This is a genomic window from Tsukamurella sp. 8F, from assembly GCF_029167375.1.
Taxonomy (GTDB): Bacteria; Actinomycetota; Actinomycetes; order Mycobacteriales; family Mycobacteriaceae; genus Tsukamurella.
Genome location: NZ_JARFTP010000002.1, coordinates 270638 through 284522 on the forward strand (window position 1 = coordinate 270638; position 13885 = coordinate 284522).

Below are 13885 nucleotides of genomic sequence, written 5' to 3' on the forward strand. Positions count from 1 at the left end.
ACGCGATCGTACAACCGCCCGCTTTTGCAACTTTCGCAAAACCGGGACCAGGGTTCCGCCGGTATACGCATCTGCAACGTATTTCGCATCGCCTGTGTCGTGCATAGCTTGTGTAGCAACAGGCAAACCGCTGACAGGAGATACGACGTTGCAGAACCACTCCGTGCGCACTCACCCCTCGGCCGCGGCCTTCCCCCGCGAGCAGCACCTTGCGTGGAAGGTCGCCGAGGTCGCCGCCGACCCGGTCGAGGTTCCGGCCGATACAGCGGAGATGGTGATCAACCGGATCATCGACAACGCGTCGGTCGCGGCGGCATCGCTGACCCGCCGGCCGGTGTCCAACGCGCGGGCCCAGGCGCAGGCGCACCCGTATGTGCCGGGCTCCACCGTGTTCGGCGTCGCCGGCCGCTTCTCGCCCGAATGGGCGGCATGGGCCAACGGCACCGCGGTGCGCGAGCTCGACTTCCACGACACCTTCCTCGCGGCGGAGTACAGCCACCCCGGCGATAACATCCCGCCGATCCTCGCGGTGGCGCAGCACACCGATGCGAACGGCACCGATCTGATCCGTGGCCTCGCCACCGGTTACGAGATCCAGATCGACCTGGTCCGCGCGATCTGCCTGCACGAGCACAAGATCGATCACGTCGCCCACCTCGGCCCGTCCGCGGCCGCCGGCATCGGGACGCTGTTGAAGCTGCCTACGGAGACGATCTATCAGGCCATCGGCCAGGCACTGCACACGACCACGGCTACCCGCCAGTCCCGTAAGGGCGAGATCTCCAGCTGGAAGGCGTACGCGCCGGCCTTCGCGGGGAAGATGGCCGTCGAGGCCGTCGACCGAGCGATGCGCGGTGAGGGCGCCCCGTCGCCGATCTGGGAGGGCGAGGACGGCTTCATCGCGTGGATGCTGGGCGGCCCCGAGGCCGAGTACCAGGTGCCACTGCCCGGCGTAGGCGAGGGCAAGCGCGCGATCCTCGACTCCTACACCAAGGAGCACTCGGCCGAGTATCAGAGCCAGGCGCCCATCGATCTCGCGCGCCGCATGCGCGAGCGGATCGGCGACCTCGACCAGATCGCCTCGATCGTGCTGCACACCAGCCACCACACGCACTACGTGATCGGCACGGGCTCGAACGATCCGCAGAAGTTCGATCCGCATGCTTCGCGCGAGACGCTCGACCACTCGGTCATGTACATCTTCGCGGTCGCCCTGCAGGACGGCACCTGGCACCACGAGCGGTCCTACGCTCCTGAGCGCGCGCAGCGCCCCGAGACCGTCGAGCTGTGGAAGAAGATCTCCACGGCCGAGGATCCGGAGTGGACCCGCCGCTACCACTCGACGGATCCGAACGAGAAGGCATTCGGTGCACGCGCCGAGGTCACCCTCAAATCCGGCGAAGTCATCGTCGACGAGCTCGCCGTCGCGGACGCGCACCCGCTGGGCGGCCGCCCGTTCGCACGCCCCGACTACATCGAGAAGTTCCGCACCCTGACCGAGGGCGTCGTAGCCCCCGCCGAGCAGGACCGCTTCCTCGACGCCGCGCAACGCACCCCGGAGCTGAAGGCGGGGGAGCTGGACCGGCTCACGTTCACCGTCGACGCCGACGTGCTCGCCCGCGCACCGCAGCTCGCCCCGGGGTTGTTCGCATGACAGCCCCGGGACAGGGCCTGATGGCCGCGCAGGCGTCGGCGAACGACAAGCGCAAGGCGCTGCGCTCGGCGCTCTCGTCCGGCAGCATCGTCCGGATGCCCGGCGCGTTCAATCCGTTGACCGCCAAGCTGATCCAGGAGATCGGGTTCGAGGGCGTGTACGTGTCCGGTGCGGTGGTCTCCGCCGACCTGGCGCTGCCCGACATCGGGCTCACCACGCTCACCGAGGTCGCCACCCGGGCCCAGCAGATCGCGCGGGTCTCGGACCTACCGACGCTGGTGGACGCGGATACCGGGTTCGGCGAGCCGATGAGCGCGGCGCGTACCGTAACGGTGCTCGAGGACGCCGGCCTCGCGGGCCTGCATCTCGAGGACCAGGTCAACCCCAAGCGGTGCGGGCATCTCGACGGCAAGGCCGTCGTGCCGGTCGACGAGATGGTCCGCCGGCTCGGCGCGGCGGTCGCCGCCCGGCGTGACGCCGACCTCGTCATCTGTGCGCGTACCGATGCCGCGGGGATCGAGGGCATCGATGCCGCCATCGATCGGGCGCGTGAATATGCCGCCGCGGGGGCGGATCTCATCTTCACCGAGGCCTTGTACACACCGGCGGACTTCGAGAGGTTCCGCGCCGCGGTCGAGGTACCGCTGCTCGCGAACATGACCGAGTTCGGCAAGTCGGAGCTGATCGATGCGGGCACGCTCGAGTCGATCGGGTACAACGCCGTCATCTACCCGGTCACCACGTTGCGGCTCGCGATGTTCGCGGCCGAGGCCGGGCTGCGCGAGATCGCGGCCACCGGCACGCAGGCGTCGCTGCTCGATCGGATGCAGCATCGCAGCCGCCTGTACGAGTTGCTGGAATACGAGCGGTACAACGAATTCGATTCCGGCATATTCAATTTCACGCTGTCGAGGAGCCAGTGAACATGACTGCACCCATCTACAAGGGCCTCGCCGGGGTCGTCGTGGACACGACCGCCGTGTCCAAGGTGGTCCCGGAGACCAACTCCCTGACCTATCGCGGCTACGCCGTCCAGGACCTCGCCGCTCATTGCACCTTCGAGGAGGTCGCCTATCTGCTGTGGAACGGCGAGCTGCCCAGCGACATCCAGCTCGAGCGATTCATGCAACAGGAGCGCGCGAGCCGACGTGCAGACCGTTCGTTGCTGTCGCTCGTGGAGAAGATGCCGGACACGTGCCACCCGATGGACGTGGTCCGCACCGCTATCAGCTGGCTGGGGGCCGAGGATCCCGAGGAGTGGGCGCACGATCCGAAGGCGCTGCGCGAGAAGGGGCTCCGCATGCTAGCGGTGCTGCCGACCGTCGTCGCCGCGGACCACCGTCGGCGCAAGGGGCTCGCGCCGATCGCGCCGCACAGCCACCTCGGCTTCGCTGCGAACTTCCTCAACATGTGCTTCGGCGAGGTCCCCGAGCCCGAGTTGGTGAAGGCGTTCGAGGTGTCGCTGATCCTTTATGCGGAGCACAGTTTCAACGCGTCCACGTTCGCGGCGCGGGTCGTGACCTCGACCCTGTCGGACGTCTACAGCGCTGTCACGGCGGCGATCGGCGCGCTCAAGGGCCCGCTGCACGGCGGCGCGAACGAGGCCGTCATGCACGACATGCTCGAGATCGGCGACCCAGCGCGCGCCGAGGCCTGGATGCGGGACAAGCTGTCCCGCAAGGAGAAGGTCATGGGGTTCGGGCATCGCGTCTACAAGAACGGCGACTCGCGCGTCCCCACCATGAAGCAGGCGTTCATCGACGTCGCCGCTCGCACGGGCGGACAGAAGTGGGTCGAGATCTACGACACGCTCGAGCGGGTCATGGACGAGGCTACCGGCATCAAGCCCAACCTCGACTTCCCGACCGGGCCGGCGTACTACCTGCTGGGCTTCGACATCGAGATGTTCACGCCCATCTTCGTGCTGAGCCGGATCACCGGCTGGACCGCGCACATCATCGAGCAGGGAGAGGCCAATGCATTGATCCGCCCGCTGAGCGAGTACGTGGGCGTCCCGCAGCGGACGGTGGTGGCGTAAACGATGTTCCACAAGGTGCTCGTCGCAAACCGCGGCGAGATCGCCATCCGTGCGTTCCGCGCCGCCTACGAACTCGGTGCCGGCACCGTCGCCGTCTTCCCTCGTGAGGATCGGAACGCGGTACACCGGGCGAAGGCGGACGAGAGCTACCAGATCGGGGAGGAGGGGCATCCGGTACGGGCGTACCTGTCGGTCGATGAGATCGTCAGGTGCGCCCGTCTGGCGGGCGCCGACGCCGTCTACCCGGGTTATGGCTTCCTTTCGGAGAACCCGGAACTCGCGAGGGCCTGCGCCCACGCCGGACTGACCTTCGTCGGGCCGTCGGCCGACGTGCTCGAACTGACTGGCAACAAGGCCCGGGCCGTAGCGGCGGCGAAGGATGCGGGGCTGCCCGTCCTGGGGTCGTCGGCGCCGTCGGCAGATGTAGAAGAGTTGCTGGCAGCCTCGGAGTCCATGCCTTTTCCGGTATTCGTCAAGGCCGTTGCGGGCGGTGGCGGACGCGGGATGCGCCGGGTGGCCGAGCCGAGCGGTCTGCGTGAGGCCGTCGAGGCGGCATCGCGTGAGGCGGACGCCGCATTCGGTGACCCGACGGTGTTCCTCGAGCAGGCGGTCGTGAACCCGCGCCACATCGAGGTGCAGATCCTCGCCGACGGCTCGGGCGACGTTGTGCACCTCTACGAACGCGACTGTTCGCTGCAGCGGCGGCACCAGAAGGTCATCGAGCTGGCGCCCGCGCCGAATCTCGATCCCGCACTGCGGCAACGTATCTGCGCCGACGCGGTGGCGTTCGCACGCCATATCGGCTACACGTGTGCCGGTACGGTCGAATTCCTGGTCGACCCCGAGGGTCGACACGTGTTCATCGAGATGAACCCCCGGATCCAGGTGGAGCACACCGTCACCGAGGAGATCACCGACGTCGACCTCGTGCAGGCCCAGCTGCGGGTGGCCGCCGGCGAGACGCTCGTCGAGATCGGTCTGCGTCAGGACACGATCGAGATACACGGGGCGGCCCTGCAGTGCCGGATCACGACCGAGGATCCCGCCAACGGCTTCCGGCCCGACGTGGGCCGCGTGACCGCGTATCGCACACCGGGCGGCGCGGGCGTGCGGCTCGACGGCGGCACGAGCGTGGGAGCGGAGATCGGCGCACACTTCGACTCGATGCTGGTGAAACTGACGTGCCGGGGCCGGAACTTCGAAACGGCCGTGGCACGGGCCCGACGCGCCGTGGCCGAGTTCCGCATACGCGGCGTCGCAACCAATATCCCGTTCCTGCAGGCGGTTCTGGACGACCCGGACTTCTGCGCCGGCGCGATCACGACATCGTTCATCGAGGAACGGCCCGGACTCCTGACCGCCCGGCGCTCCGCGGACCGCGCGACCCGCATCCTCGACTATCTGGCCGATGTCACGGTGAACAAGCCGCACGGGGAGCGCCGCTCGAAGGTGTATCCGCGAGACAAGCTCCCCGAGGTCGACCTGAGCGTGGCCCCGCCGAACGGGTCCAGGCAGCGGCTCGTCGAGTCGGGACCGGAGGGCTTCGCCCGCGCACTGCGCGAGCAGGCGGCTCTGGGTGTCACGGACACCACGTTTCGCGACGCGCACCAGTCGTTGCTCGCGACGCGCGTGCGGACGTCCGGTCTGGTCGCCGTCGCGCCCTACATCGCGCGCACCATGCCCGAGCTGTTGTCGGTGGAGTGCTGGGGCGGCGCGACCTACGATGTGGCGCTGCGGTTCCTCAAGGAGGATCCGTGGGAGCGGCTGGCGCAGCTGCGCGAAGCGATGCCGAACATCTGCCTGCAGATGCTGCTGCGCGGGCGCAACACCGTTGGATACACCCCATACCCAGAGAAGGTGACGCGGGCGTTCGTCGCGGAGGCCGCGGCGACCGGGGTCGACATCTTCCGGATCTTCGATGCGCTCAACGATGTCGAGCAGATGCGCCCCGCGATCGACGCGGTCCGCGAGACGGGCACGACGATCGCGGAGGTCGCTCTGAGCTATACGGGCGACCTGGCGGACCCGGGCGAGGACCTCTATACGCTCGACTACTATCTGGCGCTGGCCGAGCGGATCGTCGACGCCGGCGCACACGTCCTCGCGATCAAGGACATGGCAGGCCTGCTCCGGCCCGCCGCGGCGCACACCCTGGTGACGGCCCTGCGCAGGGAGTTCGACCTGCCCGTGCACGTGCACACGCACGACACACCGGGGGGTCAGCTGGCGACCTACCTCGCGGCGTGGCAGGCGGGCGCGGACGCGGTCGATGGTGCCTCCGCGCCGATGGCGGGTACCACGAGTCAGCCGTCCCTGTCGTCGATCGTCGCCGCGACCGCTCACACCGAGCGGGACACCGGTCTCGATCTGCGCGCGGTATGCGATCTGGAGCCCTATTGGGAGGCGCTGCGCGCGGTGTACGCGCCGTTCGAGTCGGGACTACCCGGCCCGACCGGCCGGGTCTATGAGCACGAGATCCCCGGCGGGCAGCTGTCGAACCTGCGGCAGCAGGCGATCGCGCTGGGCCTCGGCGATCGATTCGAGCACGTGGAGGCCGCGTACGCCGGAGCGGATAGGCTGCTGGGCCGGCTCATCAAGGTCACGCCGTCGTCGAAGGTCGTGGGGGATCTAGCCCTTGCACTGGTGGGGGCAGGTGTGTCGACGGACGAGTTCGCGGCCGACCCCGCACGGTTCGACGTACCCGATTCGGTGGTGGGCTTCATGCGCGGGGAACTCGGTACCCCGGCGGGTGGATGGCCGGAGCCGTTCCGCACCCGTGTCCTCGATGGGCGCGGCGCGGCCGAGCCCGAGGTTCCGGTGTCCGACGCCGATGCGGCACTGCTGGAGGGCACCGCTGCGGAGCGTCGGGAGACGTTGAGCCGCTTGCTCTTCCCCGGACCGTCGCGTGAGTTCGAAGAGCATCGGGAGCGGTACGGCGACACGTCGAGACTGTCCGCCAACCAATTCCTGTACGGGCTGCGCCAGGGCGAGGAGCACCGGGTACGCCTGGACAAGGGCGTCGAGCTGCTCATCGGCCTGGAGGCCGTGTCCGAACCGGACGAGCGTGGCTACCGCACGGTCATGTGCGTGCTCAATGGCCAGCTGCGGCCGGTGTCGGTGCGGGATCTGTCGGTGGGCGTCGAGACCGCCGTCGCGGAGAAGGCGGATCGCTCGGTGCCGGGGCACGTGCCCGCACCGTTCGCGGGCACGGTCACCGTCATCGCCGCGGAGGGGGATGAGGTTGCGGCCGGGGACACGGTCGCGACGATCGAGGCCATGAAGATGGAGGCTGCGATCACCAGCCCGGTCGGAGGAACCGTCGGACGCGTCGTGGTGGCGGGCCCGCGGCAGGTCGAGGGAGGCGACCTGCTCCTGGTCTTGGAGTGAAGGCGACTGCGCGCCGGGCCGGATCAGTCGAGCCCGGTGCGCCCCTCGGCCCAGTACGCCTTGCCGATCACCTTGCGGGGCTGGCGTCTCCACCCCCGCGCGTCGCGCCGGACGGCGTGCACGGTCGCCGCGTTCCCGGTGACGACGACATCGAAATCGCCGCTCGCCACATCGGCGGCCTCGCGCGCGTGAGCGAGCAACTGCGCGCGGTCCGGGCCCGCGGGAACGACGGTGCATCGATCGCTCGGTAGTCCGGAAGCGGCGAACACCTCGGTCACCTCCGCGGTGTCCACGCCCTCGAGCACATACCGGACCGACGACCCGAGCGTGTGCAGGGCGCAGGCGAGGCCGATGCTGGCCTCATCGCCGATGAACACGACCTCGCCCGCGGCCTCCGTCAGGTCGATGGAACGGCGGGGACCGAAGACGTCGCACTCGTCGCCGACGGCCGCGCCGACGAACCACTGCGCGCCCGGACCGTGCTCCCGGGTCCAGCCGAGCAGTGTCGTCTCGCCCAGGTCTGTGTCCCACCGGATCGGTGTGTAGGTCCGCATCTGCAGGCCGCGGCTCGTTCGCAATTGCAGTTTGGCGCCGGGTGTCCAACGGGCCTTGCGGAATGACGGGCAGGCCAGGTCGACCAGCGCGAAATTCGGGGTCAGCCGGTCCACGGCGGTGACCGTCGAGGAGGTCAGCACGACCTCGCCGACGATGTCGGCCAGTCTCGATGTGATGTTAGGCATACCTAACTATACAGGCTCTGGATGGCCTCCGCAGGTCCGGTCGCGCCTCGCCGGGGCGCGGGCCATGGCCCGGTGCGGCTGCGAGGAGGGCCGCCCCGAGACTCCTCGGGGGCGACCCTCCTCGTCGGGCGCGGTGCTACAGCCCGGCGCGCACGGCTCGCGCCGCCGCGACGAGGTTACGCAGGGACTCGGTGACCTCGGCGTTGCCGCGGGTCTTCAGTCCACAGTCGGGGTTCACCCAGAGACGCTGCGCTGGAACGGCTTCCAGTGCTGCGCGGAGTGACTCCTCGATCTCTCCCTGCCCTGGGACGCGCGGGGAGTGGATGTCGTAGACGCCCGGCCCGACCTGGTTCGCGAAGCCCGCCTCGTTCAGGTCGGCGAGGACCTCCATCTTGGAGCGCGCGGCCTCGATCGACGTGACGTCGGCGTCGAGGTCCGCGATCGCACCGATCACGTCGCCGAACTCCGAATAGCACAGGTGCGTGTGAATCTGCGTCGAGTCGGCGACGCCAGACGTGGACAGACGGAACGAGCCGGTGGCCCAGTCGAGATACGCCGGACGGTCCGCTGCGCGCAAGGGCAGCAGCTCGCGCAGCGCCGGCTCGTCGACCTGGATGATCGTCACGCCCGCCGCCTGCAGGTCTACCGTCTCGTCGCGGATCGCGAGGGCCACCTGAGCCGCGGAGTCGGCCAGCGGCTGGTCGTCGCGGACGAAGGACCACGCCAGGATCGTGACCGGACCCGTGAGCATGCCTTTCACGGGCCGCGCGGTGAGCGACTGTGCGTACGTGATCCACGACGTCGTCATGGGCGCCGTACGATTCACGTCGCCGTACAGGATCGGCGGGCGCACACAACGGGTGCCGTACGACTGCACCCAGCCGTTCTGCGTGGAGAGGAAGCCGTCGAGCTGGTCGGCGAAATACTGCACCATGTCGTTGCGTTCGGGCTCGCCGTGGACCAGCACGTCCAGGCCGAGCTCCTCCTGCAAGCGCACGACCGACTCGATCTCGGCCTGCATCCGGCGGGTGTACTCGGCCTCGTCGATCCGGCCGGCTCGCAGGTCGGCGCGTGCGACACGGATGGCCGTGGTCTGCGGGTACGAGCCGATCGTGGTGGTGGGTAGCGTCGGCAGCCCCAGGCGGGCGGCCTGTGCGGCGGCGCGTTCCGCAGCGGGAGCACGGCCCGTGCCGCGGGTGGTGAGCGCCTCGAGGCGTGCGCGTAACGCAGCGTCGCGGAGGCGCGGGTCGGATGCCCGTGCGGCGACGATCGCTTCTGAGGCGGCGAACTCGTCGGCCACCGACTCGCGCCCGTCGGTCAGGGCGCGAGAGAGTGTGACGACCTCTGCGACCTTCTCGTCCGCGAATGCGAGCCAGGTCCACACGTCGCCGCGCGCGGCCTCGGGTTCGGCGGCTACCGAGTACGGAACGTGCAGCAGCGAGCACGAGGTGGATACCGCCACGGCGCCTGCCGACCCGAGGACGGTGCCGAGCGTCGCGAGAGCACGGTCGAGGTCGGTACGCCACACGTTGCGGCCGTCGACGACGCCGGCGACGAGCAGCTTCTCGCGCAGGGCGGGCACGCCGGCCACCGAGTCGACGGTGCCCGGCGCGGTCACGAGGTCCACGGCGATCGCCTCGACGCCCGTGCCGGCCAGCGCGGCCAGGCCGGGGCCCGGGTCGCCGAAGTAGGTGGCGACGAGGATCGACGGGCGGTCGGTGGCGTCGGCGAGGTCGCCGTAGACGCGGGCGGCGGTGTCCGCCAGCCCCAGGCCCGCCTCGGTCACGAGGATCGGCTCGTCGAGCTGTACCCACTGCGCGCCCTTGGCCGCGATCTGCCCGAGCAGGTCGCGGTACAGCGGCAGGAGCTCGTCGACCCGCGAGACCAGGTCGCCCGCGGGATCGTCGGAGCCGCCTTCGGCGCTAGTCGCCTTGGAGAGAGCCAGGAAGGTCAGCGGGCCCATGACGACGGGACGCGCCGGCACGCCCTGCGCGAGAGCCTCGTCGAGATCGGCGAGAACCTTCCCGGGGTCGAGCGAGAATCTCGTCTCCGCTGAGATCTCGGGGACGAGATAGTGGTAGTTCGTGTCGAACCACTTCGTCATCTCGAGCGGCGTCACGTCCGCCGTGCCGCGGGCCGCGGCGAAGTATCGGTCGAGCGGGTCGTCGATGGCTGCCACGCGCGGGGGCAGTGCGCCGAGGAGGACGGCCGCGTCGAGCATCTGGTCGTAGTAGCTGAAGGTATTGGTGGGCACCGAGTCGAGCCCGGCGGCGACGAGCGCGGCCCGCTGATCGTGGCGGAGTTCCGCAGCCACGGCCTCGAGCCGTGCGCGGTCGACGTCGCCCGTCCAATAGCCCTCGATCGCTCGCTTGAGTTCTCGGTTCGGGCCGATCCTGGGAACGCCCAGGACTGTAGTGGTGAATCGGTTGTCGGTCACTGTGCGACCGGTCCTTTCGTGCGTGTCTGCAGGCGGTCCGCCCGTGGGCACGCACGCGCCTCCCGCTACCCGACGGGTAGCCCGGGAAGGCTGCGGTCGCGCCCAGTCCACGGGGCGGCACACCACCGAACGCGGCGCGTCCGGTACAGCGGGCAGGTATTCGGACTCGCAGGCTCAACGCTAACGTCTACTCGTCGCTGCTTCCCAGACTGTTCGCCCAGTGCGTCGATGCGACTTTCGTTCCTGCTCACCGCTGCGGGACAGTCCCGGATTCCCACCGGGTTCCCTCTTCGCGCCCGGGACTCGCCCAGGCGCTACGCCACCTCGACCCGCGGGGTCGAGGCAGACCAGCTGCGGCGCCATCGTAACGTCGCCCGGCCGCGCCCCGTGCGCTCGCCCCGTGCGCGGTGCCGTCGGCGCGCCCTGTGATGTGCATCTCGCCGGGAACTTCCGGCCTCCCTGCCGCGACCGGTATTGCAGACCCGCGGTCAGGCCCGGCCGCGGATCAGGAGTGAGGAGCCGGTGTGACGGACGTTGCGACGAGGCGGGAATCGGCCGGTGCGGCCGAACGCGGGGCGTGGGACAGATGGCGCCCGGTGCTCATGCGGCTGCACTTCTACGGTGGCATGCTGGCAGGCCCGTTCATCCTGATGGCCGCGTTGACGGGCCTGCTGTACACCCTCACGCCGCAACTCGACGCGATCGCGTTCCGCCATGAGCTCACGGTCGACGCCACCGCGCCGGCCCGCGCCAGCCTCTCGGACCAGATCGCCGCCGCGCGGCAGGTCTACCCGGACACGCCGATCAGCTCCGTGAAGCCCCCGACGGTGCCGAGTGAGACCACGCAGATCGCGTTCGACGTGCCGGGGCTCGCAGACGGGTACACCCGCACCGTTTTCGTGAACCCGTACACCGCGCACGTGCAGGGAACGCTCACGACCTACGGACAGTGGATGCCGATCCGGTCCTGGTTCGACGAGTTGCACCGCACCCTCCATCTCGGGACGGTCGGAAGGTTCTACAGCGAGACGGCCGCGAGCTGGCTGTGGGTAGCCGCGCTGGGCGGCGTCGCACTATGGGTGGCGCACGTCCGGCGCGCGCGGCGTGGTGCCCGTGGACTCGTCGTGCCGGACCTTCGTGGTCGACGCGGTTCGCGGCGGCGCGCCATGAACTGGCACGGGGCCGTCGGCATCTGCGTCGCCGTCGGCCTCCTCGGGTTGTCCGTCACCGGTTTGACATGGTCCCGTTTCGCAGGCGACCACGTGTCTGCGCTGCGCGCAGCACTGACGTGGACCACGCCGTCGGTGTCCACCCGTACGACGTCGGCCGGCACAGGGGCGTTCGATGGGGCCGCGGGTGCCGACACCGCGCTGCACAGCGCCGAGGCCGCCGGGCTCCGGGCGCCCATGTGGATGACGCCGCCGTCCGCGCCGGGGGAGGCGTGGCAGGTCGCCGAGCGTAAGCGCGACTTCCCGACCCGGGGCGACGCCGTCGCGGTGGACCCGAGGACGGGCACCGTCGTCGACGAGGTCCGGTTCCGCGACTGGCCGCTCACGGCCAAGCTCACCCGCTGGGCGATCGACGCTCATATGGGACTGCTGTTCGGTGTGGCCAACCAGGTCGCGCTCGCGGCACTCGCGCTCGGGCTCATCACCGTGGTGGTGCGGGGCTACCTCATGTGGTGGAGGCGGCGGCCCACCAGGGCGGCGCCTCCGCGTGGCGCGCTCGCTGGCCTGCGACCGGGCGAGGCGGTCGCCGCGATCGCGGCGCTGGCGCTCGTGGGATGGTTCGCGCCGCTGTTCGGCGCGACGCTGGGGATGTTCGTGCTCGGCGACGTCGCGGCGGGCGCGCTGTCACGACGGCGGGCGGGCGCATGATCGCCGACCCACTCCTGTCATGGGCGGCCGTCGTCGCGTTCGCGGCCACCGGCGTGTTCTGGCTCGCCCGCGGTGCGGCGCGGACGACGACGGTGGCCGGGCGTCTGACCGCGGCCCTGCACGTGGTGATGTCATTGGCGATGATCGCCATGCTGCGCGACGTCGCGGTCCCCACCGCCGCGGGGATGGCTGTGTTCGCCGCCGCCACCGCCGTCTTCCTCGTCCTGCTCGTGCGACCGGCCCACCGTGCCGAGAACGCCTATCACGCCGCGATGATGGCGACGATGGTGTGGATGTACGCCGTCATGGACCCGGCGCTGGTGCCGACCACGATGTCCGCGGGGCATGCGGACCACTCGATGCCGGGTATGGATATGGGCGGCGGGGGGATGTCCATGGCGCCTGCGGCGTGGGCGGGCACCCTCGACCTCATGCTCGGGCTGGTGTACCTGGCAGTGGCCGGGGCCTGGGTCGCCTACGCCTACCGGCGGTCGGAGGACGCCCCGGCTCGCAGGCTGACCGGCGCGATGCAGGCCCTGATGGCCGCCGGCATGGCGGTCATGTTCCTGTCCTATCGATAGCCGGTCGCGCGGCTGGGCGCTGCGCGGCGAGCAGGTCAGCGCGGGCACGGGCCACGCGTGACCGGATCGTGCCCACCGGGCAGCCCGTGATCTCGGCCGTCTCGGCGTAGCCGAAGCCCAGAACCTGCGTGAGCAGGAGCGCCTCCCGGCGCTCGGGGGCCAGCCGGTCGACCATGTCCCACAGCTCGACGCGGGCGGCGACATCGTCTACGGAGCCCGACGAGTCATGGTGCGCAGCAAGGGCTCCGCCGGTCGCCGCACGCGGTCTCGCCTGCGCGCGGCGGACGGAGTCGACGACCGTGCGCCGCGCGATCGCCAGCAGCCACATGCGCGCCGGCGATCGACCCTCGAACCGGTGGAGGGCCCCGATCGCGCGCACGTACGTCTCCTGCGCGAGGTCGTCGGCGTCCTGCGGCGAACCCAGGTATGCGACCAGGCGTAGGACGTCTCGCTGCGTCGCCTCGATGAAGGCGGTGAGCGCGCGCGAGTCGCCGCGGCCCGCCTCCAAGGCGAGGGCGGTGACCTCGTCGTCACGGTCGTAGCTCCGGTTCACGAAGGTCATTCCAGCAGGGCCCGGAATCCGTCCATACCAGCACGGGGTATGGCTCTCGTAGACTTACGGCCTGGTACCGATGCGACGAGGGAGCTGACATGGGCGTCGACTGCGCGCTGCTGCGTGAGCAGCTGTCGGCGTCTCTCGACGATGCCGGGCACCTGGCGCCGGACCTACAGGCGCACCTCGCCGACTGCCCGGCCTGCCGGTCCTGGTACGACGGAGCCGCACGTGTCACCCGCGGCCTGCGCGTGCGCCCAGCGGCGCCGGACCCCGAACCCGCGGGTCTGGCCGGACGCGTTCTCGAACTCATCGACACCCGCACGGTGTGCGGGTGCGGCGCGGAATGCGGCTGCGATCCGGTCTGCCACTGCGGCGACCTGTGTGTGTGCCGAACGGGCCGGGCCGCGCCCGGCGAAGCCTGACGTGGCGCGCCTTATCTAGGCTGGCATCCGCGCGCGTGTAAGGAAGACCGGTGCGAATCCGGCGCTGCCCCGCAACTGTGAGGCTCTCGGGCCACAGCCAGATACTGCCGCGCGGACTTTACGTGACGTCGCGATGGGAGACGGATGACCACGATGGGATCTGCCGTGTTCGGACGGCGCGCGCTGCTCGGCG

10 protein-coding genes and 2 riboswitches are annotated in these 13885 nt (G+C 70.1%); of the genes, 7 read left to right on the forward strand and 3 right to left on the reverse strand.

Annotated elements, in window-relative coordinates; translation table 11 throughout:
• Positions 1 to 148: 148 nt before the first annotated feature.
• Genes prpD through P0W64_RS02775 form a run of 4 tightly spaced genes read left to right on the forward strand, consistent with a single transcriptional unit; the run spans position 149 to position 7079 of the window.
• On the forward strand, positions 149 to 1654 hold the full coding sequence (gene prpD / locus P0W64_RS02760) for a 2-methylcitrate dehydratase PrpD (protein ID WP_275478511.1): 1506 nt from the start codon (positions 149 to 151) through the stop codon (positions 1652 to 1654).
• Positions 1651 to 2577, forward strand: coding sequence for a methylisocitrate lyase (prpB, locus tag P0W64_RS02765; protein ID WP_275478512.1), 927 nt, complete (start codon positions 1651 to 1653; stop codon positions 2575 to 2577). The genes prpD and prpB overlap by 4 nt, the downstream gene beginning before the upstream one ends.
• 2 nt (positions 2578 to 2579) lie before the next feature.
• The gene (locus P0W64_RS02770; RefSeq protein WP_275478513.1) at positions 2580 to 3692 is read left to right on the forward strand and encodes a bifunctional 2-methylcitrate synthase/citrate synthase; all 1113 of its coding nucleotides are present in this window, start codon (positions 2580 to 2582) and stop codon (positions 3690 to 3692) included.
• 3 nt (positions 3693 to 3695) lie between these two features.
• Positions 3696 to 7079, forward strand: coding sequence for a pyruvate carboxylase (locus P0W64_RS02775; RefSeq protein ID WP_275478514.1), 3384 nt, complete (start codon positions 3696 to 3698; stop codon positions 7077 to 7079).
• 23 nt (positions 7080 to 7102) lie between these two features.
• Here P0W64_RS02775 and P0W64_RS02780 read toward each other — a convergent pair whose 3' ends face one another.
• Together P0W64_RS02780 and metE are read right to left on the reverse strand one after the other, a co-directional pair.
• Positions 7103 to 7819 (reverse strand): siderophore-interacting protein, encoded by a 717-nt coding sequence (locus tag P0W64_RS02780; RefSeq protein WP_275478515.1) that lies wholly within the window; start codon positions 7817 to 7819, stop codon positions 7103 to 7105.
• A gap of 136 nt (positions 7820 to 7955) precedes the next feature.
• Positions 7956 to 10256 carry a 5-methyltetrahydropteroyltriglutamate--homocysteine S-methyltransferase gene (gene metE / locus P0W64_RS02785; protein WP_275478516.1) on the reverse strand — a complete coding sequence of 767 codons (2301 nt, stop codon included), beginning with the start codon at positions 10254 to 10256 and terminating at the stop codon, positions 7956 to 7958.
• Between the two features lie 133 nt (positions 10257 to 10389).
• Positions 10390 to 10578, reverse strand: a riboswitch (cobalamin riboswitch).
• Between the two features lie 202 nt (positions 10579 to 10780).
• On the opposite strand from metE, the gene P0W64_RS02790 reads away from it, so the two are divergent.
• Positions 10781 to 12133, forward strand: coding sequence for a PepSY-associated TM helix domain-containing protein (locus P0W64_RS02790; protein WP_275478517.1), 1353 nt, complete (start codon positions 10781 to 10783; stop codon positions 12131 to 12133).
• Positions 12130 to 12714 carry a DUF5134 domain-containing protein gene (locus P0W64_RS02795; RefSeq protein ID WP_275478518.1) on the forward strand — a complete coding sequence of 195 codons (585 nt, stop codon included), beginning with the start codon at positions 12130 to 12132 and terminating at the stop codon, positions 12712 to 12714. Before P0W64_RS02790 ends, P0W64_RS02795 begins: the two co-directional genes overlap by 4 nt.
• On the opposite strand, the gene P0W64_RS02800 is transcribed toward P0W64_RS02795, so the two are convergent.
• On the reverse strand, positions 12692 to 13276 hold the full coding sequence (locus P0W64_RS02800; RefSeq protein ID WP_275478519.1) for a sigma-70 family RNA polymerase sigma factor: 585 nt from the start codon (positions 13274 to 13276) through the stop codon (positions 12692 to 12694). The genes P0W64_RS02795 and P0W64_RS02800 overlap by 23 nt on opposite strands.
• A gap of 89 nt (positions 13277 to 13365) precedes the next feature.
• Here P0W64_RS02800 and P0W64_RS02805 point away from each other — a divergent pair, with 89 nt between their 5' ends.
• Positions 13366 to 13692 carry a hypothetical protein gene (locus P0W64_RS02805; RefSeq protein ID WP_275478520.1) on the forward strand — a complete coding sequence of 109 codons (327 nt, stop codon included), beginning with the start codon at positions 13366 to 13368 and terminating at the stop codon, positions 13690 to 13692.
• Positions 13679 to 13819: riboswitch (cobalamin riboswitch) on the forward strand. It overlaps the preceding gene by 14 nt.
• Positions 13820 to 13885: the final 66 nt, after the last annotated feature.